The sequence below is a fragment of the Campylobacter troglodytis genome, assembly GCF_006864425.1.
In the GTDB taxonomy this organism is placed as follows: Bacteria; Campylobacterota; Campylobacteria; order Campylobacterales; family Campylobacteraceae; genus Campylobacter_D; species Campylobacter_D troglodytis.
The window spans coordinates 1-24,682 of sequence record NZ_QHLI01000026.1 but is presented as its reverse complement, the minus strand read 5'-3'; the positions used below and the strand labels follow the sequence as shown (position 1 = coordinate 24,682).

General features: G+C 34.3%; 16 protein-coding genes and 1 pseudogene. 13 read left to right on the top strand and 4 right to left on the bottom strand.

Annotated elements, in window-relative coordinates; all coding sequences use genetic code 11:
* Window positions 1-71 precede the first annotated feature (71 nt).
* The gene (locus DMC01_RS06755; protein ID WP_142693505.1) at window positions 72-1,142 is read right to left on the bottom strand and encodes a cation diffusion facilitator family transporter; all 1,071 of its coding nucleotides are present in this window, start codon (window positions 1,140-1,142) and stop codon (window positions 72-74) included.
* Window positions 1,143-1,301: 159 nt separating this feature from the next.
* Here DMC01_RS06755 and DMC01_RS06750 point away from each other — a divergent pair, with 159 nt between their 5' ends.
* Together DMC01_RS06750 and DMC01_RS13430 are read left to right on the top strand one after the other, a co-directional pair.
* Entirely contained in the window at window positions 1,302-1,574 is a 273-nt protein-coding gene (locus tag DMC01_RS06750; RefSeq protein ID WP_142693504.1) for a metal/formaldehyde-sensitive transcriptional repressor, read from the top strand.
* A 161-nt stretch (window positions 1,575-1,735) separates the two neighbouring features.
* On the top strand, window positions 1,736-1,912 hold the full coding sequence (locus tag DMC01_RS13430) for a hypothetical protein (protein ID WP_185908800.1): 177 nt from the start codon (window positions 1,736-1,738) through the stop codon (window positions 1,910-1,912).
* A 536-nt stretch (window positions 1,913-2,448) separates the two neighbouring features.
* Here the strand turns inward: DMC01_RS13430 and DMC01_RS13425 are convergent.
* Window positions 2,449-2,625 (bottom strand): hypothetical protein, encoded by a 177-nt coding sequence (locus DMC01_RS13425; protein ID WP_185908798.1) that lies wholly within the window; start codon window positions 2,623-2,625, stop codon window positions 2,449-2,451.
* A gap of 232 nt (window positions 2,626-2,857) precedes the next feature.
* On the opposite strand from DMC01_RS13425, the gene DMC01_RS06745 reads away from it, so the two are divergent.
* Genes DMC01_RS06745 through DMC01_RS06735 form a run of 3 tightly spaced genes read left to right on the top strand, consistent with a single transcriptional unit; the run spans window position 2,858 to window position 6,601 of the window.
* Window positions 2,858-4,381, top strand: a complete 1,524-nt coding sequence (locus tag DMC01_RS06745) for an anthranilate synthase component I family protein (RefSeq protein WP_345788963.1) — start codon at window positions 2,858-2,860, stop codon at window positions 4,379-4,381.
* Window positions 4,378-5,997 (top strand): anthranilate phosphoribosyltransferase, encoded by a 1,620-nt coding sequence (gene trpD, locus DMC01_RS06740; protein ID WP_142693503.1) that lies wholly within the window; start codon window positions 4,378-4,380, stop codon window positions 5,995-5,997. Before DMC01_RS06745 ends, trpD begins: the two co-directional genes overlap by 4 nt.
* The gene (locus DMC01_RS06735) at window positions 5,984-6,601 is read left to right on the top strand and encodes a phosphoribosylanthranilate isomerase (RefSeq protein ID WP_142693502.1); all 618 of its coding nucleotides are present in this window, start codon (window positions 5,984-5,986) and stop codon (window positions 6,599-6,601) included. The genes trpD and DMC01_RS06735 overlap by 14 nt, the downstream gene beginning before the upstream one ends.
* A 1,577-nt stretch (window positions 6,602-8,178) precedes the next feature.
* Here the strand turns inward: DMC01_RS06735 and DMC01_RS06730 are convergent.
* Both DMC01_RS06730 and DMC01_RS06725 read right to left on the bottom strand, forming a co-directional pair.
* On the bottom strand, window positions 8,179-9,483 hold the full coding sequence (locus tag DMC01_RS06730) for a hypothetical protein (RefSeq protein WP_142693501.1): 1,305 nt from the start codon (window positions 9,481-9,483) through the stop codon (window positions 8,179-8,181).
* Window positions 9,471-13,022 (bottom strand): hypothetical protein, encoded by a 3,552-nt coding sequence (locus tag DMC01_RS06725; RefSeq protein ID WP_142693500.1) that lies wholly within the window; start codon window positions 13,020-13,022, stop codon window positions 9,471-9,473. The genes DMC01_RS06730 and DMC01_RS06725 overlap by 13 nt, the downstream gene beginning before the upstream one ends.
* 280 nt (window positions 13,023-13,302) lie before the next feature.
* Here DMC01_RS06725 and DMC01_RS06720 point away from each other — a divergent pair, with 280 nt between their 5' ends.
* The 8 genes and pseudogenes from DMC01_RS06720 to DMC01_RS06690 all read left to right on the top strand — a co-directional run bounded on the left by DMC01_RS06720 (window position 13,303) and on the right by DMC01_RS06690 (window position 24,065).
* Window positions 13,303-15,015 (top strand): M3 family oligoendopeptidase, encoded by a 1,713-nt coding sequence (locus tag DMC01_RS06720; protein WP_142693499.1) that lies wholly within the window; start codon window positions 13,303-13,305, stop codon window positions 15,013-15,015.
* Between the two features lie 684 nt (window positions 15,016-15,699).
* Window positions 15,700-16,203, top strand: coding sequence for a nucleotide exchange factor GrpE (gene grpE / locus DMC01_RS06715; RefSeq protein ID WP_142693498.1), 504 nt, complete (start codon window positions 15,700-15,702; stop codon window positions 16,201-16,203).
* Window positions 16,204-16,253: 50 nt separating this feature from the next.
* Complete coding sequence (gene dnaK / locus DMC01_RS06710) at window positions 16,254-18,143, top strand: molecular chaperone DnaK (RefSeq protein ID WP_142693497.1); 1,890 nt, start codon at window positions 16,254-16,256, stop codon at window positions 18,141-18,143.
* 437 nt (window positions 18,144-18,580) lie between these two features.
* Complete coding sequence (locus DMC01_RS06705; protein ID WP_142693496.1) at window positions 18,581-19,213, top strand: hypothetical protein; 633 nt, start codon at window positions 18,581-18,583, stop codon at window positions 19,211-19,213.
* Window positions 19,137-20,189, top strand: a complete 1,053-nt coding sequence (locus DMC01_RS06700) for a site-specific DNA-methyltransferase (protein WP_142693495.1) — start codon at window positions 19,137-19,139, stop codon at window positions 20,187-20,189. Before DMC01_RS06705 ends, DMC01_RS06700 begins: the two co-directional genes overlap by 77 nt.
* Before the next feature lie 236 nt (window positions 20,190-20,425).
* A pseudogene (locus DMC01_RS13420) lies at window positions 20,426-21,094 on the top strand (site-specific DNA-methyltransferase); the annotation flags it as partial.
* A gap of 8 nt (window positions 21,095-21,102) precedes the next feature.
* Window positions 21,103-21,417 carry a DEAD/DEAH box helicase family protein gene (locus tag DMC01_RS15040; protein ID WP_246059077.1) on the top strand — a complete coding sequence of 105 codons (315 nt, stop codon included), beginning with the start codon at window positions 21,103-21,105 and terminating at the stop codon, window positions 21,415-21,417.
* Between the two features lie 32 nt (window positions 21,418-21,449).
* Window positions 21,450-24,065 carry a type III restriction-modification system endonuclease gene (locus DMC01_RS06690; protein ID WP_246059075.1) on the top strand — a complete coding sequence of 872 codons (2,616 nt, stop codon included), beginning with the start codon at window positions 21,450-21,452 and terminating at the stop codon, window positions 24,063-24,065.
* The last annotated feature ends 617 nt before the right edge of the window (window positions 24,066-24,682 follow it).

The following is a 24,682-nucleotide window of genomic DNA, read 5'->3' as shown; positions in this document are numbered from 1 at the left end:
TCTAAGTTCGATACCCTTTTAGCAAAGATTTTATAAACAAAAACCAAACAAAGCTTTTAAAAAACAAGATCTTAGTTGCTAAGGCTAGGTTCTATGGTACAATGCCCTATCTCAAATTTTTCATACAAAAGCCTTGAAATTTGATGCGAAATAAGCTCAAAGTCGCTAATTAAATCACTCTTTACTTGCAAGTGCATGGTGGCTATTAACATTTTGTTTGTAATTTGAGATATATGCAGATCCTCTATTTTAACAACCCCCTTAATGCCTAAAATTTGTGCCTTTACACTTTGTATGTCAATGGGAGAGCTTTCAAGCAAGATATTTACGCTTTGTTTTATAAGCACAAGAGCCCATCTTAAAAGCAAAAGGGCGATTAACAGTCCCAAAATGCTATCTATATAATAAAGTTGCGTAAAATAAACAACTATGCCTCCTATTATAACACCAATAGAGCTTAACAAATCGCTAATTATATGCAAAAAAGCCGATCTTATGTTGATATTTTCTAAATTGCCACTCCTAAACATCAAAAAGCCACTAAGAGCATTCACCAAAAGTCCTACAAAGGCTACTATTAGCATGGTCTTAGCGTCTATCTCGCTTGGATTTATAAGTCTTTGTATGGCTTCATAGCTTATATATATAACCGAGAGTATGAGAGCAAGGGCATTTATGAGGGCTACTAATATTTCAAGCCTAAAATAACCAAAGGTTTTTTGCTCGCTTTTAAGCCTTTGAGTAGCTAAAATGGCTAAAAAGCTTAAAATCAAAGCAAAGGCATCAGAAAACATATGCAAGGTGTCGCTTAAAAGGGCAAGGGAGTTTGTAGCTAGTGCGTAGATAAACTGCACCACCATCATAGACACACTCAGTCCAAAGGCTATAAGCAAAACCCTTTTGTCTGCACTTCTTGCATCAAAATGCCCCTCGTGGCTGTGTTCTTTGTGGGCTGAGTGTGAATTTACATTATATTTATTTTCGCTATGCTTGGACGAATTAGCCTTATGTAAAAACTCACTGTGGCTGTGTGAATTTTCTTCTTTATCTTCTAAGCCTTGCTTGTGAGTATGTGTTGAGTGAATGTTTAGTGTAGCTTTGTTAAGTAGTGGCTCGTGAAATAAAAACTTAGCTTTTTTCATATTAAAATCCTTTCTTTAAAATTGTAAATATACTATACCCTAGTATAGTTAAAATTATCTTAAAAGATTAAAGATTTTTCACATTTACTCAAATAAATATTAAATTAAGCTAAGTAAGGCTATAATACCATACCCTAGTATATCTTAAAAAGGAAGCTTATGAAACACAGCCCAGAAAATAAACACAAACTCCTTGTTCGCATTAAAAAGATCAGAGGTCAGTTAAATGCCCTAGAAAGAGTGCTTGTTGAAGAAAAAGACTGCTTTGAAATTTTACAGCAAGCAGTAGCCATTAGAGGCTCGATAAATTCTTTGATGAGTGGGGTTTTAGAAGAGCACATAAAACAGCATTTAATCCAAGCAGATACAAAATCAAAGAGAGAAAAAGAGGTGATCAATCTTCTTAGCATACTAAAAAGCTATTTTAAGTAAAAAGCTTCAGTTTTTTTGACTAAGGGGGTTATTTTTGGTTGAAAGATTAAATTTAATAACTTGAATTTAATCTCTGCCATCTTTGAATTTAAGTTTTAATGTTTGGCTCAATTAAACTCAAAGGGCTTTTAAGTTAATGTTTATAAAAAACAAGGCTTTGTTTGCGAATTTCGCCAAGTGAAATTTTGAAGTATTTTTTACTTCTTGCAAACTTGCAAGAAGGAGTAAGGGCACAAGATTTTGTAAAGCACTCTAAATTTGAGTTTGCAAAAAGACGCAATCATATCAATGAAACTGTGAATTTTTTACTTCTTGCCACTCGTCTTGCAACTCAGTAACACAAGGGCTATGCGAGGTTGACACTTGCCAAATTTAAAGGCATAAAGAAAATTTTATCCCTCATTTAAAGCAAACTCCTTAACTTAAAGCAAACAAAATAAATGCGAAAAATTTAGGACAAGATTCTCATCAAAATTTGCTGAAATTGATAAGCTAAAATCCTATTAAAGTATCTTGAGCTAAATTTAATTGAGCCTAAATTTAATAATAATGTTTTTTAAACAAATATTGCCTGATAGTGTTTTACTTTGCAAGGTTTTAAAAAGCTTCAAAAGGCAAAGAGGCTTTAAAATTCTTTTATAAGCTTCTTGTAAAATTTCTTACAAAAATACCTAGTTTTTTAAAATGACAAGGAGGGCATTTGCTTAAAACTTGTTTGCCAAGAGAATTTGCTTTTTAAAAATACCTTAGTAGCTTAAATTTTTTAAAAATTACAAGCCCATTTGCTAAGATTTTGTCTAAAAAGATGCTAGATCTTAAAACTGTGTAGGGGATTTTTAGATTTTACAAAGGCTACTTAAATTACTTGCAAAAATTATCTAGTGTCTTTAAAAAGAAGCTTTGTAAGCTTAGCCCATAAAAGAGAGAAAAACCCAGCCTTGGTGCTTTTAGCAAGTGCATTAAAGACTATATCATCAAGGTCCTTTTTTTCTTGGACTGTTAAATTCTTCATTCTTTGCCTTAAAGTAAAAATAGGCTCAAATTCTAGCATAAAATTCATCCTTTCTTATAAGAAATATTAAAATTTTTAAATGCTTACTGAATTCAAGCTAAGTTTCTTTTATAAACTTAGTTTTAAAGCCTTGCTTTTGTGAATTTAAGCTGACAAAGCTTGTTTTAGACTTAAAAAATTTGGCTATAATTAAGGGCTAATTAGCTATAAAATTTCACAAAACAAGTTCGCTTACAATAACGTTATATCTTAAAAGACAAAAGGATGGCAAATGCTTACAGGCAGGGTGCAAGATTATTACAAAGAGCTTTTAGCTCGCTTTCCTAAAAGCTATTACGCAGAGGATGAAAGCAAGGTCATCATAGGCATAGATGGGGAGTGTTTGGATGCTAAGGATATGGATTTTAGCGAGTTTAAGGCTAGATTTTATGAAAGGGCTGCAAAGGTTTCACTTTGCGAATATGCTGGCTTTTTTGGGGTTTTGGCAGCTGATTTCATCACACTTTATGAGGACATAAAAACGCCTACTAAAAAAAGCTATGATTTTCCGCTTTTTTTCTTTTTAGACGCAAGGGCTTATTTGATTTATCACAAGCATTCAAAGCTTTATGAGAGCTTTGGGGATGAGGCATATTTTGAATTTTTGGACGAAAATTCAGCGAGTTTCGCAAAAAATTCACAAGAATGTGTGAATTTAAATTCAAAGGAAGACTTAGCAAAGACTGTGAATTTAAGCTCAAATTCAAAGGAAAATTCAACAAATTCACAAGAATGCGTGAATTTAAATTCAAAGAAAAATTCAGCAAAGACCTTGAATTTATCTTTAAAGCAAGACACAAAAAGCTCTGAAAATTCAAATGAAAACTCAAAAACCCTCACAACACACTCAAAAAATTCAAGCCCTGCCACAAAAAACTCAAAAATTTCAAGCACCCACGCAAACAACACGGTAAACTCAAAAGACTTTAAAATAACAAGCGATTTAAACAAAGAAAAACAAGGCTTTCTAGCTATGGTTCAAAGGGCAAAGGAATATCTTTTAAGTGGGGACATCTTTCAAGTGGTGCTATCCTCTCAGCTTTGTGTGGCTACAAGCGTTGATAGCTTTGAATTTTATGAGGAATTAGCCTTGCAAAATCCAAGCCCATATATGTTTCACCTTCCCACGCCTTATGGGGTAGTGGTTGGCTCATCGCCTGAGCTGGTTTTAAGCATTAAAAACAAAGAGCTTTTTGTAGCCCCCATAGCAGGCACTAGAAATTTAAGCGATAACACCGATAAAATAGCACTTCAAAAGGATTTACTAAGTGATGAGAAAGAATTAAGCGAACACAGAATGCTTGTTGATTTGGCAAGAAACGATGTGTCAAAGTTTGGAGTAAATACAAGGGTGGCAAATCCCTTTTCTGTGGTAAGCTATCAATATGTAATGCACATAGTAAGCGAGGTTTATGCGAATTTACGCGAGGATGCTAGCATTTTTGATGCTATAAATGCGGTATTTCCAGCAGGGACCTTAAGCGGAGCACCTAAAATTAGAGCCTTAGAGCTTATCAGCGAGTTAGAGGGCTTAAACAGAGGCATTTACGGAGGGGCAATCGGCTTTTTGAAATTCAGCGAGGATGTCCTACTTGCCATACTCATTCGCTCACTCATTTTCACAGAAAATAAAGCCTATATCGCAAGCGGGGCTGGCATAGTAGCACATTCACAGCCTAAAAAAGAATATGAAGAAATTTGTGCCAAACGTCGCTCGCTACTTAGTGCCTTTGAGAGCTTAAAGGACAAAAGATGATCTTGCTAATAGATAATTATGATAGCTTCGTTTTTAACATAAAAACAATGCTTTTAAAGCTCACAAACGATGAAATAGCCGTTTATAGAAACGATAAAATCACCCTTGATGAGATAAAAAGGCTTGCACCCTCGCTCATCATTTTAAGCCCTGGTCCAAAACACCCCAAAGATAGTGGGGTTTGCCTTGAAATTTTCAAAGCAAGGCTTCAAATTCCAACCCTTGGCATTTGTTTGGGTCATCAAGCACTAGGCTTTTGCTTTAATGCAAAAATTCAAAGGCTCAAAGAAGTAGCACACGCGGTAAGCTCAAAAATCACTCTTGCGAGGCAAAGTGAGCTATTTAGCGAATTTCCAAAGGAATTTAGCGTTATGCGTTATCATTCTCTTGAAGTTTGCAATTTGCCAAATGAGCTTGAAGCCCTTGCCTACACGGATGATGGGGTTTTGATGGCTACGAAGCACAAAGAATTGCCCTATTACGGCGTGCAGTTTCACCCTGAGAGCTATTTTAGCGAGTATGGGCTGAAAATCTTTGAGAATTTCCTTAAATTCAAGGCTAAAAAGCCTACAAAAACAGAACAAAAGCCAAATTTAGCACAGTTTATAACAAAGTTACAAGATAATAACCCCCTAAACAACGATGACTTTGCCAAAATTTGCCAAATCATCGCTAGCCGTGAGTATGAGGCTGTGCAGCTTGGAGCCTTGCTTGTTTTAATCACTGAAAAATCCCTTAACGAGCATTCTTTATCCGCACTTGTAAGTAATATTTTAAGGTATTCTCACACTTTCAACGATGAAAGCGAGATGATAGACATTGTAGGCACGGGCGGGGATGGCTTTAAGAGCATAAATGTCTCCACAACTACGGCTTTTATACTTGCCGCACTTGGCGTAAAGGTAGCCAAACACGGAAACCGTGCCGTTTCAAGTGCAAGCGGAAGCTCAGATGTCTTAGCCGCTCTTAAAATCCCAGCCTTTGATAGCATAGAAAAGCAAAAAAGAGTGCTTGATGAAACAGGGCTTGCCTTCTTTCACGCCCCATTTTTCCATTCTCTTGTGGGTGAGGTGAAGGATGTAAGGGCTAAACTTGGCGTTCGCACAGTCTTTAATGTGCTTGGACCCTTGCTACATCCAAATTTAAGCCTAAAATATCAACTTATGGGCAACTACCACGCACCTGTGCATAGGCTTTTGGCTGAGGTTTTAAGAAAGCTTGGACGCAAACACGCGTTAATCGTGCGTGGAAAGGACGGAATGGATGAGCTTAGTATTTGCGATGATACTGTCATTTATGAGCTAAGAGAAGGCAAAATCACAAACTACACCATAAGCCCCGAGCAGTTTGGCTTTAAAAGGGCTTTTCACAGCGAGATTGTAGGGGGAAATGCTGAGCAAAATGCTAAAATCTTGCTTGATACACTTAGCGGCAAAGAAAGGGGCGCAAAATTTGACATAGTGGTGCTTAATGCAATGTTTGCCCTTTACACCGCAAACAGGGTGCAAAGCCTAGAAGTTGCAAAAGATTTGGTGCTTGAGGCTATAAATTCAGGCAAGGTGGCTGAATTTTTTGCAAACTATCAAAAAAGGGTGCAAGAACTTGACAAGGATTAAAATTTGTGGGATTAAAGAGCTTGAAAATGCAAAGCAAGTTGCAGCTTTAAATATTGATTTTATGGGGCTAATTTTTGCTAAAAGCCCTCGTCAAGTGAGTTTAAATTTGGCTAAAAATTTAAGCGAGCTTATTCAAAAAAACGGCAAAAAGGCAATTGGAGTTTTTGTTGATGAGAGCGATGAGCTCATTATAAATTCAGCACTTAAAGCAAGGTTAAACGGCGTGCAAATTCAAAAAAGCATAGATAAAAGTCTTTTTGAACGCTTAAAAGAGCTGAATTTAAGCGTGTGGCAGGTAATTAGCGTAGGGCAAGATTTGCAAATACCTACTGAAATCAATGCTGATTTGGTGCTTTTTGACACCAAAGGTGCATTAAAAGGGGGTAATGGAGTGAAATTCAACTGGGATTTGTTAAAAAATTATGACAAAGAATTCGCGTTAGCTGGAGGGCTTGGAATGGACAATGCCACCTTTGCACTTAATGCCACAAATACAAAAGGGCAAAAGCCTTGCATTTTGGACTTTAATTCTCGTGTGGAAAAGGAAGTGGGCATTAAGGATGTGGGCTTGATACAAGAAATTTTAGCTAAAATTAGGAGATGAATTTTTTGTGAATTTAAGCTATTTTGTGCTTTTTTAGCAAAGCAAACTCCTTCGTTCAGCTTACAAAATAATAAAAACAGAGGACGGATTTTTATCTTAAGCTTAAAAAATTGTTTGGCAAAATTAAACTTAATAGGATTTTGGCTTATACATTTTAATAAATTTTGATGAAAATATTGCCTTAAATTTTTCATCTTAATTTGATTTCTTTTAAGTGAAGGCCAACAATTTCTTTGTTTTATTCCACGAAATTTAGCAAGTTTAAATTTCACAAACTTCTACTACGCAGTTGCGAGTGTGTAACACGAAGCAAAAATAACTTTCATCAACTTTGATTCACCACTCATTTTAGAAAGCTTTTCATATTTTTTAAGGGTTCAAATGCGAATTTCTTTTACATACAACTTTGTTATGAGATTTGACAAAAGCGTCTTTTTACCTCTAAATCGAGGGTTTCTTACAAAGGAAGAGTCGGAGGCGAAGTAAAAAATACTTGAAAATTCCTTAAATTTATTTCAAGACAATTTAAAAACGGATTTTTGTTTTTCATAGATATTAACTTAAAAACCATTTGGTTTCAGTTTAATTAAGCCAGATCATTTTGCAAAAATTTCTCATCAATTTTTTGTATTCTGTCCTCCGTATTCTGTAATCTATATGCACCTTGATTTTAAATTCACTGAAAATTCAAGCTTTAGCTAAAATTTCTCTTTGCTTTTGAAGTTTTAACATTAACAAGTGTGAAATTTTGAAACAATTCATCTTTGAGTGAATTTTTAATCTTTTTATAAATTAAGCCTGAATTTTTAAGCATTTTTGCCAAAAATTTATAAGAAAGGATTAAATTTTTGTTTTAAAGCATTATTTGTGAATTCTTATTGATGTTTTAACTTAGTTTAAGCAAGGGGCTTTAAATATTATCTTGAATATGACAAAATTGCCTAAGATTGCCTTTCTTTTTCTATTTTCGCTTCCTTTCATTATAAACAAAGATAGCACTCTTTTAAAAAAGAGCCAAATAAAATTCGAATTTAGTCTAAAAAAATTCTATGATGTTTAATCTTGGTGCTTGATGTTTTTAGCTTATATAATTAGTTCTAAAAGCTTAAAAATGAAATTTTGTATAAAATTTTAGGCTCTATTTTAACAAAAATATTGATTTTATATAAAATACTATTTATCATTTTAAATGTTGCGAAGTATTTCTAAATTTAAAAAGAGATCTTTTGTTTTCTACGAAAACTCAATATGACAATACTGCTTGTCATTCTAGGCGTAGCGAAATATCCAAAAGCAAAAAAGCAAACCTTGAAAATCCTTTGAATTCTTCCTATCGCCTCTGTGAATGACAAAACAATTTTCCATTTTGAGTATTCTTCTCATACTAAGCGAAGCTAAGAATCCACGAATTTATGGATAAGCACCTTGAATTTAATGCCTTTTTAAATTTAATGCCTTCTTCGCCCATAGGCTTAGAGTGATAAATAAACATTTTTGCGAAAAAAAGCCAAATTTTATCAAAAGGGCTTAGAAAAGTTCCTATGTGATTGTAGCTAAAAGCATCAAGTGCTTAAATTTTAATCTTTAATATTATGCTTTTTTGCATAGTCTTCTATTTGTTCTCTTAAATACTGCGGAAAATATTCTCTATATATGGCCGGTATTGTAATATCCCATTTTTTTGCATCAAATTTTCCCTCATAATAAAGCCTTTGTAAGTATTCTGGCGTAGCATATATGGGTGCATTTGGATAGCTTTGATGTGGGGTTAAAGCTGCTATATTAGCTTGCAAACGCAGATGCATTTTAAAAGATTGCATATTTTCTATGCTCCATTCGTTTGGTTTTTCCATATCAAAGGTTCTAAAATCAGAGTTCTTTCTTTGTGCGTCAAATATTAGCCTATCTTGTGAAGTTGCCCTTGAGTCTCTGGGATCAAGTAGCTCTCCTCTTTCTATTTTTTGACATATCCAGGCTAAGGCGTCTCCTCCAGCATCATTAACAAGCAAATGCTCATTAAAGTCCATTACCCAATCAACCCCTATCATTTCATCTAAATATGGCAGCATATTAAAGCTATCATAGGGTGGATTTTCTATGAATTGTTTTAGCATATTTTGCTTTCTTAGATTTGCTATTAAGCCATAGCCCAAGGCTAGTTCTGGCTCATAATTATCAAGCACACCACTTAAACTTAAAACCTGCATATAAAGCCAGTAAACCTGAATAGCCCTTGCCTTAAATCCTGTATTAAACAAAGCCGTAGCACCACCTATGCCTCGTATATCACCTAGTAGTCCTGCTGAAAGTTCGTATTCTGCAAGGGGTAAATATCCATAACCAAGAAGTCCTCTATTTTCTTCTACTTCTTCATAAAGCCCCACAAACTCAGAATTTATTAGCTTACCCTCTTCATTTATATTGCAATAAGCATCGTAGGGTATATTTATAGCTGCACTTCTTAGCCCACTTCTTATGAGTAAATATTTATAACGTTCTCTTTTTGTTTTTAAAGCTTCATAATAAGCCTTTTCTTTTTTTGTCCAAGGAGCCACCCTTCCTAGGGGTGCTTCTTTATAATAATATGACTGTATTCTTTTAAATTCAAGCAAGGTTGAGCTTTGTCCTGTTTTTAGTCTTGGATCAAGAATGTGTGGTTTATAGGTTTTATATGGTGAGTTCATAAGTATCTCATTTGCCTCTAAGAGAGCCTTTGTTTGTATATCACGGTATTTGCCAACTTTTGCAGGTGTTGTTCTAGGTGTGAAATGTATTTTATTTGTATTTTTATCTACCTTTAAGATGATGCCATTGGGCGTTCGTATCTCATAGCTCTCATCTTCTTTAAATAAATAATTATAAAAGGCTTCTATCCTATCCATAATCCACCGTCTCTAATAATTGTTGTGGCTAATCTTCCTATAAAATAAGGAGGTCTTTTTTTATCTTCGTCTAAGTTATTACGTGCTTCTTTTTCATCATTTTCCTCAATATACATAGCCCAAATATTATTTTGTCCTATAAGTTCAAGGCATTCTAGCAGCCTTCTCATTTTATTGTCATCTTTGTGATTTTTAGTGTGTAAGATCTTATCATAAAGATCTTGTAAAATATCTAAGGCTTCATTATAGGCATCAATGGCTGATGGCACTTTTTTTCCTTGGCTATTTTTTATTTTTTCTCTTTTTTTATATAGCTTATATAATTCATATTGCATTGTAGCACTTTCTTGTGGGTTATTAGAGCTTATTCCATCCTTACTTATTTTATAATATTTTGGCTCCTTGTTTGGAATGAATTCCTTATATAATTCATCACATTTTACTTTGCCTATTTGTTTTGACGGTGCTTTTAACTCGTTTATATAATTTTCTAAGCTATCTTCGTGTCTATGATGATCAAGTGCGATAAAATATATAATTCTTTTTATAAGATCATCTTTAAAATTTCTCAGATGAAAAATATAAGAAAAGCCTAAAAAATACCTTAATCCACCAGTACAAAGCTTTCCACCATAAAACATTTCATTAAAATCAAAGCACATAAAATTGCTTTGAATTTTCAAAGGATATGTGATAAAATTTTTTTGCTTAACAGCATAAGGCTCATCATATTTATAAAGAAAATGTTCAAAGCTTATTTTTTTATATTGAGCCTCAAGCCTTTCAAAGCTTGTGTAAAAATACTCATCAATAAAATTTAAAACTATGCCCTTGCCTAGATCTTGCAAGGCTTGTTTATATGCTCGATTTGTATATGCTCTTAGATAGTTTTTACTAAACCGTTTGAATCTATTAATTTTTGATATATTTTTTGTAACAGTTAGCTCTATCTTGATCTCGCTTAATTTTTCATACATTAATGCATATTTTTCTGCTCTAAGCATCATCTTAAAAGACTGTTTTATGAAGAAAGAATGCTTAGTTACTGTTTGTAAGGGTTTTGTGTTTTTTAATAAAAGAGCTAGATAAGCAAGCCCTAATTCTTCTTTAAGTATTTTTTTTAAGGGTTTTTGCTCTAATACATTTTTTAAAAGTCTTTTTGAAAGCTCTAAATCATCAATGTTTAAATAATCCACAAAGGGAAACAAAGAAGAAATAAAGCTTTCAAATGCCTTTTCTAAAAGATCATATTGTGTTAGCTTAAAATTAGGAAATTCTTTTTTAAATGCCTTTTCTAGTGTCTCTTCTTCTTGTATAAGATCTGCTTTATACTCTATATACTGCATAAATTCTTTGTCTATACTTAGATCCTCTTCTAAGTCATACTCGAGCTCTTCTTTATCTTGAGTGTTCTTAGCCATTAAGAGATCTAAAAATATACAGCACTCATCATCTAGCTTTTCATCCAAGCTTTCTTTTAATGCTTTGTTTAAAAATATTCTTTTGCTTAGCCCATCAGAAAGCTTAATATAGGCATTTTGAGCGATAAAATTTATCTTTATATCTTCAAAGCTAAGCACTTGATAGGAGGTGGTGTTTATGGTGGGAAAGAAAGAATCTTTGTTGATAATTTGTACTTCATAATCTTTGCCATAGTTTTTCAACTCCCTTTGTATAAGATAAAAACTAAGAGCTATTAGTAAAATTTCACTTAAACAGTAGTAATATTTTGTGTTTTTTGGAATCTTGTTTTTATGTATGGCTTCTAAAAAAATTTGCATATTTTTGAGGTATTGCTCAAAAAAGTCTTTGCCTGAGTTGATTATTTCTTTAAGCTCCTTTGCTTGTTTAAAAAAAGAAGCTATATAAGCAATCATTTGTTCTGCCTTGTATTTTTCTTGTGGATAATACAGTGCAAAATTCTCATCCTCATAGCTCTTAGCCAGCTCATAGATCTCGTTGTATTGGCTAGTTTTTATACATACAAAGGGGCTTAATCTCACCACACAAAGCTTAGTGCCTTGCCTATCTATACAGTAGTTGCTATAATCAATCTTTGATGCATAGCTACTAGCAATTTTTTTATTTTGCCCAAGCCTTTTTATCTTATATCCTAAAAAATGCTGCATAATTTCGCTTTCAAGTCCTGCGTTTTCATAAGTAGGAGCATTGCTAATAACCAAATAATTTAATTCATTTGGATTAGATGGCAAAGCATTATTTGTTTTATATAAGGCATTGTTGTTTTTATTTTGTAAGATCTCAGCTAGATAAGATGAAGCAAAGCTTGGGTATTCTATATAATTTAGCAAGATGCTTTTATGAAGCTGGTGGCTTAGGTATTTATCTAAAAGAGCGGCACTGTTTGTTTGAGCGGTGTTTGCTATGCAGTTATTTTTATATGTTTGATTTAAATTTATATCATTATTTTCTAAAAAATTCACAAAAGCACTTAGATCATTTATAAGTGCAACAAAACCTAATCCCTTGTCTAAGATAGCCTTGTTGTTCTTAAAGAGATCTATGCCAGAAAGATCAATGATATTTGTTTTATTGATAATAAAAAAATGCGAGCAAAACATTCTTTGAGCTAGGGTGAGATACATAGCCATTTTTTGATTTAAAAGCTTATATAGTGGTAGCAAATAGGCATATTTTATTTGATTATCCTTGAAATGTTTGATACTGTTGGCAGTATTTATAAGATCCAAAAAAATAGGCAAAATAGTAAGCTTACTAAACATTGTTTTAAGATCACTAAGATCAACAAGGGCTATGAAAAATTTAAGTATTTCTTTTAATATTAAATTATTTCCCTCTTTTACAAGCTCTTTTATATTATCTTTCATTTCATCAAAAAATAAATTCAGCGTTTTAATAATTTTAGCCTTAATCTGCTTGTCATAATATTCGCATTCTTTCACCTTTACTATATAATCTTTCAATGCTTCTTTGAATTTATTTAGTTCTTTGTAAAATTTCTCATTTAGTTTTTGAATTTTTTCTAGCTTATCTTGGTTCTTTTCTTTTTCATCAAATAATAAATAAGCAGCCATTTCGTTTAAATCATCAAGCCTAAGATCAATCTTAGCTATATCCTTGGCATTTTCCTTGGCTATTTGTCTTAGACCTTGTGTAAATTTTACAAGAGGATTATCCTCATCATAGAAAGAAAATACCTCTAAACTCTTAGATATTTTGTTATCATATATTTTATTGCTTGTTGGATCTAGGTAGTAAGGCTTTGCTATGCTTTCTTCTAAGCTCTTTTCAAAAGAATAAACCCTTACGCTAAGCCCCTCACCTACCTTTTGTTTTAAGAGCTTAAAGATCTTTTTAGCACTTAGATCATCTCTTAGCTTGTGATAGAGCTTAAAATTATGACAAATATATCTTAGATCCTCAATCTTTTCTTTTTTAATGCCATTGTTTGTGTATAAATTTCCACTCAGTATAAATTCCAACTCCCTTAATCCATCTTTTTCATTGTCAAAGAATTTGATTAAATCAACTTGATTTATAGATTCTTTTTTGATCACTTATACCCCATTAACAAAATTATGAGGATCTATTATATCATTTTGTTTTATCTAGCTTTTATATTAAGATCTAATTTTTGTAGCCATTAGGGCTATGCTTTAATTTTTGCTTATAAATTCAAGCAAAGCTTGATAAAAAATGTTTCCTAAATTTTTAATCTTATCTAAATTCTTTTCTTTAAATTAAGGACAAGATCCCCCATCTTAGCCCTAATATTTGGCAAGATCTTTAATGCGATTAAGTTTAAATTGCTAGAATTCAAACAAAAAAGGACAAAAGATGAGCTGGAATTTAGAGGATTTATTTAGCACTGAGGACTTAGCAAAGAAGCTTTTACAAGAGAGTAAAACAAAGGCAAGGGCTTTTAAAAAGGACTATGAGAACAAGCTTAGCACCTTAAAAACAGCTGAGTTTAAAACAGCCTTGCAAAGATATGAAAAAATAGCCTTTAATATAGCAAAGATAATGAGCTATGCCTTTTTGTGCTTTGCAAGGGATACAAGCAAGGGAGCACTTTATGCAAACTATGAGCAAGAGTGCAAGGGTGTAGAGGAAAATATGCTCTTCTTTGAGCTTGAATTTTGTGAATTTGAGCCAAAAAAGGCACAAAAAATTATAAGTGAGTGCGAGGAATATGGCTTTTATTTGCAAAATCTCATCAAAAATAAAAAGCATAATCTTAGCAAGGAAGAAGAGCGAGTTATCTTACACCTTTCAAGCACGGGAGCAAGAGCATTTGCAAGGCTTTTTGATGAGATGACAAGCAGATGGAAGATAAGCTTTGAAAACAAGCTTCTAAGCGAGGAGGAGGCTTTAAGCAAGCTTTATAGTGCAAATAGAAACACCAGAAAAACCGCCGCAAAGGCTTTTAGCAAGGTGCTTCAAGCAAATGCACCCACACTTGCTTATATTTTAAATATGATCAAGGCTGAAAGAAAGAGCATTTGTGAGCTTAGACAGTATAAAAATGCCGAAGAATCAAGACATATAAGTAATCAAATCACCCAAGCAAGCGTGGATTCACTCATTGAAAGCACAGAAAAAAATTTCCACCTAGTTGGCACCTTTTACAAAAGAAAGCGTCAAATTCTAGGGCTTAAAAGCCTCAAAGATTATGATAGATACGCACCTTTGGGCAAGGATCTAAGTGTAAATTACAAAAAGGCTCAAAAGATAGTGATAAAAGCCTTTGATTCATTTTCTCCCAAATTTAGCCAGATCGCAAAAACAGCCTTCAATGAAAACTGGATAGATGTTTATCCAAGAGAAAATAAAAGAGGAGGAGCCTTTTCGCACTCAACAGTAAGCGATACCCATCCCTTTGTTTTGCTAAATTACACAGAAAGAAGAAGAGACTTATTTACCCTTGCACACGAGTTAGGACACGCCATACATCAAAAATTAAGCTACAGCGTGAATTTTTTAAGCCAAGATACCCCTCTAACCACAGCTGAAACCGCTTCTGTCTTTGCTGAGATGCTTGTTTTTGATTATATGAAAAAATCCTTGAAAAAAGATGAGCTTATAGGACTTTATGCCTCAAAATTAGAAGACATCTTTGCCACCCTTTACAGACAAATAAATTTCACCACCTTTGAAAGAGCCATACACGCACATCAAGGCGAGCTAAGTTTGGCTGAAATTAATGAGCTTTGGCTAAAAGAAAGCGAGAAGATGTTTGATGGTAGCGTTAAACTTAGTAAGCATTACTCGCTTTGGTGGAGTTATATACCACATTTCATACATACTCCTTTTTATTGCTATGCCTATGGCTATGCCCAGCTTCTTGTACTAGCACTTTATGGGCTTTATAAAAGTGGTAAGTGCGAGGATTTTAAGGAAAGATATATACAAATGCTATCCTTAGGTGGTAGCAAGAGCCCTAAGGAGCTAGTGGGTCTTTTTGGCTTTGACATTGAGGATAAAAACTTTTGGCAGCTTGGAATCAAGGAGATTGAAAAGCTTGTTGGGGAGTTTTTAAGGCTAAAATAAATTTGCTTGTAGGCTTTTAAAGGCATTGCTTTGTCTTTTTTATTCTTTTGTGGAGGCTTAAAAAATTCACATTTTTTGAAATTTTATATTTTAATCTTTGGCATTTTCTTGCGAAAATGCCTAGCTTCTTTTAAAATGACAATACTTTATCTAAGATCAATACCTCTTTAAAAAAGCCTACTTGCAAGATAAAATATCAAAAGCTTGACGGTTTAAATACTAGCTAGAAAATTCAAGCTAATTTTAGCTTCAAGCAAGGACTTTAAGTAAGATAAAAATAAACTGTGTTTTGAATTTAATAGGGCTATTTAATAATTTTGTGTCTTTTGTTTGATTAGATTCTAAACTTAGATCAAGGCTACAAGCTATCTTTTTAAATTCAAGCTTAAAGATTTTTAAATTGCTTGGCTATTTTTTTTAAAGATCCTTACTCATCTTAAATTCTTTAATTTCCTTGAATTTAAACGCCAACTCATAGGACTAAGTGTTTAAAAAATTCACAAGAAGAAGCAAATTTTCATTAAATACAAGGCAAAGTTTAAGATCTTACTCTAAGTAACTTAATAAACTTTAGTATAATAGACTAAATTTTATTAAATAAATTTTTTTAATTTTTTGTAAAAAATACTTGACATTGTTACACTCAATGTTATATAATACACAAAAAATTCAAAAGGAGGAAGAGTGAAAGATCAAGAAGAAAGCTCGACAGAAGAAAAAGAAGAGCTTCAAAACGAAGAAATAGACGAATTAAACTCTTGTAAAATAGAACTTGCCGAGCTTAAAGATAAGTATATGCGATCAAATGCTGAATTTGAAAACATCAAAAAGAGGCTAGAAAAGGAAAAGTCTCTAGCCCTTGCTTATGCTAATGAAAACTTTGCAAGGGATCTGCTTGATGTGCTTGATGCACTCGAAGCAGCAGCAAGTGTTGAAACAAATGACGAGGTGGGAGAAAAATTCAAAGAAGGAGTAAAAAACACCTTGGATTTGTTTTTAGCAAAGCTTGCCAAGCACGGGGTTAAGCCCATTATGCAGCACGAGGAGTTTGATCACAATCTACACGAGGCTATGATGAATGTAGAAAGCGCACACCACTCAAGCTCTGCCATAGTTGAGGTTTATCAAAAGGGCTATCAAATGGGCGAGAGAGTGCTAAGACCTAGCAAGGTAAGCGTAGCAAAATAGCTTAAATTCACAAAATGCAAGTTAAACTTGCAAACTTAGAAAGGACAAAAATGAGCAAACTTATAGGAATAGACCTAGGAACAACAAATTCTTGCGTCTCCATATATGAAAGAGGAGAAAGTAAGGTAATCCCCAACAAGGAGGGCAAGAACACAACCCCCTCTGTCGTGGCATTCACAGACAAGGGCGAGGTTTTAGTAGGAGACAGTGCAAAGCGTCAAGCTGTAACTAATCCTGAAAAAACCATTTATTCTATCAAAAGAATAATGGGGCTTATGATAAACGAAGAGGCTGCAAAGGAGGCAAAATCACGCTTGCCTTATCATATCACAGAAAGAAACGGAGCTTGCGCGGTTGAAATAGCAGGAAAGATTTACACCCCTCAAGAAATTTCAGCCAAGGTTTTAATGAAGCTTAAAGAAGACGCTGAAGCCTTTTTGGGAGACACAGTAGTGGATGCTGTCATCACGGTGCCTGCGTATTTTAATGACGCACAACGCAAAGCCACAAAAGAAGCAGGAACCATTGCAGGATTAAATGTGCTTCGCATCATCAACGAGCCTACCAGCGCAGCACTTGCTTATGGGCTTGATAAAAAAGAAAGCGAAAAGATAGTTGTTTATGATTTGGGTGGCGGGACCTTTGATGTAACCGTGCTTGAAACAGGGGATAATGTCGTAGAGGTGCTTGCCACAGGGGGTAATGCCTTTTTGGGAGGCGATGACTTTGACAACCAGCTCATCGACTTTTTGGCAAACGAGTTTAAAAGCGAAACAGGCATAGACCTAAAAAACGATGTGATGGCTTTGCAACGCCTTAAAGAAGCGGCTGAAAATGCCAAAAAAGAGCTTAGCTCAGCCACTGAAACAGAGGTGAATTTGCCATTTATCACAGCAGATGCCACAGGTCCAAAGCACCTTGTGAAAAAGATTACCCGCGCTAAATTTGAATCTATGATAGAAAAGATGGTCAATGAAACCATCAGCAAAATCAACGAGGTGGTAAAAGATGCAGGGCTTAAAAAGGACGAGATAAAAGAGATTGTTATGGTGGGTGGCTCAACCCGCGTTCCTCTCGTGCAAGATGAGGTAAAAAAGGCGTTTAACAAGGACCTAAACAAGGGTGTAAATCCTGATGAGGTTGTAGCCATAGGTGCTGCCATTCAGGGTGCTGTCATTCGCGGCGATGTTAAAGATGTGCTCTTACTTGATGTAACCCCGCTTTCTCTTGGCATAGAAACCCTCGGAGGCGTGATGACAAAAATCATCGAAAAGGGAACGACCATACCTACCAAAAAGGAACAAACCTTCTCAACCGCCGAGGATAATCAATCAGCCGTAACGATAAATGTCTTGCAAGGGGAGCGTGAATTTAGCCGGGATAATAAATCCTTGGGAAATTTCAATTTAGAGGGCATCCCGCCAGCCCCACGAGGAATGCCACAAATTGAAGTTACCTTTGACATAGACGCAAACGGCATTTTAACCGTGTCTGCAAAGGACAAGGCAACAGGCAAGGCTCAAGAGATTAAAATCACGGGCTCAAGCGGACTTAGCGAGGAAGAGATTGAAAAAATGGTAAAAGACGCTGAGCTTCACAAAGAAGAGGATAAGAAGCGAAAAGAGGTCATTGAGGCTAGAAATCAAGCCGAAGCCCTAGCTCATCAGGTGGAAAAATCCTTGGGCGAGCTTGGCGAGAAGGTGCCAGAAGAAGATAAGGCAAACATACAAAAAGCCTTGGACGAGCTAAGAGAAACCCTTAAAAACGAAAATTCCACAAAAGAAGAGATAGAGGCTAAGATGAAGGCTCTAAGCGATGCTTCGCATAAAATAGCTGAAACTATGTATAAAAAGGACGATTCTGCTGGCGGCTCTGGAGGCTCAAGCGGCGGGGGCAAGAACAAAAAAGATGATGATGTCATAGACGCTGAGGTGGAGTAGCTTTGTAAATTTCACAAGGCTTTTGTTTGTCCGTTTTTGTGCTGCAAAAACTGCGCGGTTGCGAAAAAGGCTCTTTGCTGTGCGTAGAAAAAGTCTTTTGATGCGGTGCGTAAAAGTTTTATGTGTGAGGCAAACTAGCTTAAATTCAAAGCGACAAAGCAAGTCCTTAAAATGAGGGCTTGTTTTTGTCGCTTTTTGCTTTAAATTCAAATAAAACTCATATAAGCTTAATTTAATTTGCCTTTGTGTAATTTTACTTAACTTTAAGCATTAGAAATGTTTTTGCAAAATTCAGTAAGCTAAAAATTTGATAACATATAAATTTGGTAAGGCGAAATTTTATAAAAGTTAAATTTAACAAAGATAGAAATTGACAAAATTCAGCAAGGCTTTAAGAAAAAGGGCAAAATTCAAAAAATTCACAAAAAGGGGCGAAGATGCTTGATCTAGAAAGCAAAGAGATACTTAAGCTCATTAAAGCTTACTTCCCGCAATGCTTTGACAAAAACGGAAAACTAATAACACAAAGGCTTAAAGAAAGCATAGCTGATTTTATAGCAAGGCTTGAACTTCAAAAAGAGTTTGAAACACAAGGGGAGTTAAAAGCACAAAATGCACTTGAAGCTCAAAAAAGTCAAAGCACACAAGAAAAAGCTCAAATTCACAGTCAAAATTTAAATGCACAATTTGAAATTCAAGCAAGTCAAAATTCACAAGACAAATTCGCAAAAGAAAATCAAAACTCACAAGACGATTTACAAGCAAAGCCTGAATTTAACTCACAAGAAAACTCACAAGCAAAACCTGAATTTAAAGAACAAGAAAGGCTTGAATTTAATACACAAGAAAAGCCTAAAATTAAAACAAGTCAAAATACACAAGACAATTCAAAAGCAAAGCTTGAAATTCAAGCAAAACTAACGCAAGAAAAGAACATAAAAGAAAGCCTTTCAAAGGAATCCTACGCCCTTACCTGGCTCTTACGCAAGGCTTATGCAAAGGCTTCCTACAAATACCCTTATCACTCAAGATTATGCCCACAACAAATTAGCACAAAATGCACATTCTAAAAATGTGCTGATTAAGGGGGATAACTTAGAGGTGCTAAAACACCTTAAAAATGCCTATTACCGCAAGATTAAAATGATATACATAGACCCACCTTACAACACAGGCAAGGACTTTGTCTATAATGACGAAAGGGATTTTACCCCACAAAGCCTAGCAAATATGGCTGATATAAGTGAGGATGAGGCTGAAAATATACTGAGTAAAACCCTTAACAAGGCAAGTTCTCATAGTGCTTGGCTAAGCTTTATGTATCCAAGGCTTTATCTTGCTAGAAGCTTACTTCGTGATGATGGGGTGATCTTCATCTCCATCGATGATAATGAAGAAGCCAATTTAAAGCTTTTATGCGATAATATCTTTGGGGAGGGGAATTTTGTAAGTTGCTTTGTGTGGCAGAAAAAATCAGGCGGCGGACAAGCAAAGTATTTTTACGAAGGACACGAATATGTTTTGATTTACGCAAAAGATAAAAGTTTGTTAAAAGGATTGTTTAAAGTTAAGGAAAAATCAAGCATTGAAACGGATTTTTTGAGAAAAATTCACGGAAAATACACAAATAATCCAAAATTGAGAAACATATATGAAAAGTATCCAAATGAACTCATAAATCATAGAAATTTAATGTTTGAGGAAATGGATATATTTTTGAAAGAAAAACTAATATCGCAAGAAAAATATGATGAAATAAAAGAAAAATTAGCTAACGGCACATATTTTTTAAAACCTTACAATGATAAATTTAATCTCGTTTGTAGATATAGTGGGGGTAATCAATCTTTAATGTATTCTATAATTTCGGGCGTTTGGACTTCAGATGGCAACACTGAAAATGAAGAAATTTTTGGAGCAAATGTTTTCAAAGACCCAAAACCTGTTGATTTAATCAAACGCCTTTTAGGAGTTTCAACAATCCCAAACAGCCCTGAATTCAACGGGGGGGGGGGGGCGACTCTGCCGATACTCCGCATAGCGTAAATGATGGCAAGTCCCCCTCCCTTGCGAAGGGGGATTTAGGGGGTGGGTTGTTAAAGAACACTCCAAATTCAGTAAATGCCTTGAATTTAAGTGAAAATTCAAAAGAAAATTCACAAATTTTGCAAGATGATAATTTTGCTAACGCAAAATTTACCCACCCCCAAACCCCCTCCGCAAGGGAGGGGGCTTTAAAAGGCGAACCCTCCGCACAACAAGGGGCTTTGCCTTTGGCAAACTCTACTTCTCAAAATGAGCCTGAAATCATTTTAGACTTTTTCGCAGGATCAGCCACAACAGCCCACGCTGTGATGGAGTTAAATTCACAAGATAACGCCAATAGACGCTTTATCCTAGTGCAGCTTGATGAAAAAATCGATGAGAAAAAATCAAAAACCGCCTTTGATTTTTGCAAAAATGAGCTAAAAAGCGAAAATCCTACTATATTTGACATTACCAAGGAAAGAATCATAAGAGCAGGGGCAAAGATCGCCTCGTTAAATTCAAGCCAAGATTTGGGCTTTAAGATTTATGAGCTAACCCCAAGCATAAAGGCACAAGATGCAAATCTTTATAATTTCTTAAACCAGGAGCATAAAAATGCCCTTTTAGAGACTTTTAGGCTGGATTTAGGCATAGCACTTCACATACCAAATGAAACTGTGAATTTAGATGATTATGAAGCCATAAGGGTAAATGAAAGGCTATTTTTGCTAGATACTGGCTTTAAAACTAAGCATTTAAAATGCTTGATAGAAAAGATAGACAAAGAAAATTTCATCATAAAAGAGGTAATTTATCTAAACAATGCCTTTGAAAGTGCGAGGATTAGAGAGCTTGAAGAGGGGCTAAGATCATATAGCAACAAAAAGGGCATAAAAATCAGCCTTAATGCGAGGTTTTTGTGATGGGCTTTGTGTATGAAAGAAACTTGCCTCATCAAGAAGCAGCCATAAAAGCAGTGCTAGAAGCCTTTGAGGGTGCTAGTTTAAAACAAACAAATTTAGGCATATTACAAGATAGCAGGATAAATCCTATCTTAGAGCTAGATTTAAGGCAAAAAGAGCTGAATTTAAGGCATTTGCAAGAAAGACAAAGGCTTGAAAAAAGCATTAAATTACACAGCAATGTTTATGATTTGATGATAAAAACAGGAACAGGAAAAACCTATACCTACACAAAGCTGGCCTTTGAGCTTTATCAAAATATAAGCTTAGAAAATTTGTCATAGCCGTGCCAAGCCTTGCTATAAAGGCAAATACTATGAATTTTTTACAAAGTGATAGCACGAGGGAGCATTTTAGAAGCGAGTATGGCTTTGAGCTAGAAGCCTTTATGATAGAGGCAAAAAGGGATAGCAACAAAAACCCTGTTCCAAGTGCTTTAAGAGCCTTTGTGGAAAATGAAAGCAAAAACGAGCTTTGCTTTTTGGTAATAAACTCAGCAATGCTAAGCTCTGATAGCCTAAAAAAGGGCTATGATGATAATTTATTTGATGAGTTTGACAATGCCTTTGATGCTTTAAGTGCCTTAAATGTCGTTTGCATTGTCGATGAGCCGCATTTGTTTAGAAAGACAAATGAGGCTTGGAAAAGAATTCAAGCTTCCACAAATAAACAAGATTTTGCAACAAAGAGCGGTGAAAAGGCGATAAATCCACAGCTTATATTTAGATTTGGTGCTAGCTTTTATGATGAGGGCAAACACTCAAAAAAAGGGCTTGAATTTCAAGGAAAATACGAGAATTTGCTTTATGTTTTAAATGCCATTGATGCCTTTAATCAAAATTTAATCAAGGGCATAGAAATTAGCATTTGCAAGAGTGAGGGCAATGAAAGGCAAGAATATGTAGAGCTTTTAGAAGTAGATGAAAAAAGTGTGCAAGCTAGATTTGCCTTAAAGGTTAAGGGGCAAAAAAATCCCTTAAAAGAAGTAATTTTAAGGCTTGATGAGAGTTTGAGGGCTTTAAGTGAAGGGCTTTTGAATTTAAAAATAAAAAATATCACAAGAAAAAAAGAATTGCTTTTAAACAATGATGATATTTTGTACAAAAAGGGGGATAGAATTTATCTTAGTGATTACTTACCACAAATGCAACAAGCTATGCTAAAAACGGCCTTAGAGCGACATTTTGACCTAGAAGAAAAGCTGCTTAATGAAGAGTGTAAGATCAAGCCCTTATGCCTTTTTTTCATAGATGACATAAACAGTTATAGAAGTGATAATGCTAAAAATGAGACCTTGCGTAATGAATTTGAAAAACTAGCAAAACACATTATGCAAGAAAAATTACAAAGAGCAACAGGCTTTTATAAGCGGTATTTAGAGCAAAGTTTAATGAATTTAAAAGGCCTTAGTGGGGGGTATTTTGCAAAGGACAAGAAAGATAAGGAGGAAATGATAGCAAATGAAGTAAGGGAAATTCTACACGACAAAGAGGCCTTGCTATCTTTAAATAATGTAAGAAGATTTATCTTTTCGCACAGGACCCTTGGTGTGGGCTGGGATAATCCTAATGTTTTTACCATTTGTAAGCTTGGTGTTAGTGGAAGTGAGATAAGCAAATTGCAAGAAGTAGGTAGGGGGCTTAGACTACCTGTGAATGAATATATGAGTAGGGACACAAAGGAGCATTTTTTACAATACATAGTAAATGACACTCAAGAGGACCTTGCAAGGGCTTTGGTGCGAGAAATAAATGAAAAAAGTGGGGTGATTTTTAGCGATGATATGCAAAAACTAAGCGAGGAAATGCTTGAAAAACTTTGTGAGCTTATAAAACTTTCTAAATTTAAAATGATGAATTTGCTTGTAAAAGAAGGCATAATAAATGAGGATTTGCAATTTTTAAATGGGGGAATTTCATCTTTGAAAGCACTCTACCCACAGCTTTTTGACAAAAAATTACAAGAAAACAAGATAAGAAATAAAAAGGATCTTACAAAACTAGCCCATCTAAGAAAGAATAAATACAAAGAGCTTAAGGCGTTGTGGGAGCTTATCAATCAAAGGGTGGTTTTAGAGTATAAATTCACAAGCGAGGCTGAATTTAAAGGGCTTTTAAAGGATTTTTTAAGGGAATTTTTGCCAAATGCCATAAAAAATGAGATCATAGTTCAAAGCGAAAAAATGACCCACACAAAAGACTTAGTAGGCATTCAAAAAGGCTTTAATGCTCTAACTAGCGTGGATTATCAAGCCATAAACAAGGATGAATTTGTGCAAAAAGCGGCTTTGGCCTTGCTTGTAAATATAAACACCTTGCGCGGGTGCTTAGCTGAGCTAGAAATTAATGAAAAATTTTATAATCCGCACAATATAAACGAGCTAAAAAAGCATTTTAATGACTTTTTGTTTGAAAATGCTTTGAGTAAATTTGAAGTAAGCTTTTGTAAGCTTTCAAGCAAGGCTCATCCTACGGTTTTTACTAACAAAGAGGGCGAGGCTTTAAACACAGTAAAGCTAAATTTTGGCACTATGCAAACTGAGGGCAAAACGCCAAGTAGCTATTTATTTGAGGAAATTTTTTATGATTCAAAAATAGAAAAAAATAATATTTTAAGCGATATAAAAGAGGTAAAGGTTTTTACCAAAATCCCCAAAAATGCACTCAAGATCCCAGCTGCAGGAGGCTTTAGTTATACGCCTGACTTTGCTTACATATTAGATAAAAAGAACGAAGATGGCAAAGAACTTTGCTGTATCATTGAAAGCAAGGGCAAGAAGGATCTAGCTTTAAGTGGGCTTGAAAAAGGCAAAATCAAAGCAGCAAGGGAGTTTTTCAAGCTTTTTGAAGATGCTAAGATGGCTATAAATTATCAAACACAGTTTGATGAGGATAGCATAAGAATAGTCTTAGAAAAATTTTTTCTAGCTTGAAACTGCATTATGGATTAGCTTTTATATTTTTAAATTTATTCTTTGTTGATCTTAGATAATTTGGCAAAAATTTGATTTATGAGATTTTTGCTAGATTTTTATTAGAAGGTTCAATATCTTTTAAGGAATTTTCTCTTATCAAGTTTAATTAAATTTGATAGGCTCAATTTAACTTAAGCAGATTTTATCTTATCATTTTAGCAAGATTTTATATAAATCTTGTCCTTTAATTTTTGCATTATATATAAATTCTATTTTTTAAACGAAAAATAAATTTGCTATGAAATTTGGCAAATTGAAAGTTTGCAAAGCTGCTTTTGCTTATATTCGAGAGTGCAAGGAAGCAAAAAACACTTGATCAAAAACTCGACAATTAAGCTTGTTTAAATCACTTGTTTTTAAAAGTTTATCAAAAAACTCGCCAATTAACTCTACTTAAAATTCGTTTGTTTTTAAAAAAAACTAGCTACTTAAAACTACTTAAACCTACTTAAACACTTAAACTTCACCCTCCTTTAAAAAAATTCATTGATTAAGCTTGTTTAAAAATTATTTGTTTTTTTAAAGCTTATCAAAAAATTCGACAATTAAAGCTACTTAAAATTCACTGCTCTTTA

Excerpts from the sequence above, each read along its gene's own strand:
- DMC01_RS06755 (WP_142693505.1), bottom strand. The coding sequence starts at position 1,142 with ATGAAAAAAGCTAAGTTTTTATTTCACGAGCCACTACTTAACAAAGCT.
- DMC01_RS06750 (WP_142693504.1), top strand. The coding sequence starts at position 1,302 with ATGAAACACAGCCCAGAAAATAAACACAAACTCCTTGTTCGCATTAAA.
- DMC01_RS13425 (WP_185908798.1), bottom strand. The coding sequence starts at position 2,625 with ATGCTAGAATTTGAGCCTATTTTTACTTTAAGGCAAAGAATGAAGAAT.
- DMC01_RS06745 (WP_345788963.1), top strand. The coding sequence starts at position 2,858 with ATGCTTACAGGCAGGGTGCAAGATTATTACAAAGAGCTTTTAGCTCGC.
- trpD (WP_142693503.1), top strand. The coding sequence starts at position 4,378 with ATGATCTTGCTAATAGATAATTATGATAGCTTCGTTTTTAACATAAAA.
- DMC01_RS06730 (WP_142693501.1), bottom strand. The coding sequence starts at position 9,483 with ATGGATAGGATAGAAGCCTTTTATAATTATTTATTTAAAGAAGATGAG.
- DMC01_RS06720 (WP_142693499.1), top strand. The coding sequence starts at position 13,303 with ATGAGCTGGAATTTAGAGGATTTATTTAGCACTGAGGACTTAGCAAAG.
- dnaK (WP_142693497.1), top strand. The coding sequence starts at position 16,254 with ATGAGCAAACTTATAGGAATAGACCTAGGAACAACAAATTCTTGCGTC.
- DMC01_RS06705 (WP_142693496.1), top strand. The coding sequence starts at position 18,581 with ATGCTTGATCTAGAAAGCAAAGAGATACTTAAGCTCATTAAAGCTTAC.
- DMC01_RS06700 (WP_142693495.1), top strand. The coding sequence starts at position 19,137 with ATGCAAAGGCTTCCTACAAATACCCTTATCACTCAAGATTATGCCCAC.
- DMC01_RS06690 (WP_246059075.1), top strand. The coding sequence starts at position 21,450 with ATGAATTTTTTACAAAGTGATAGCACGAGGGAGCATTTTAGAAGCGAG.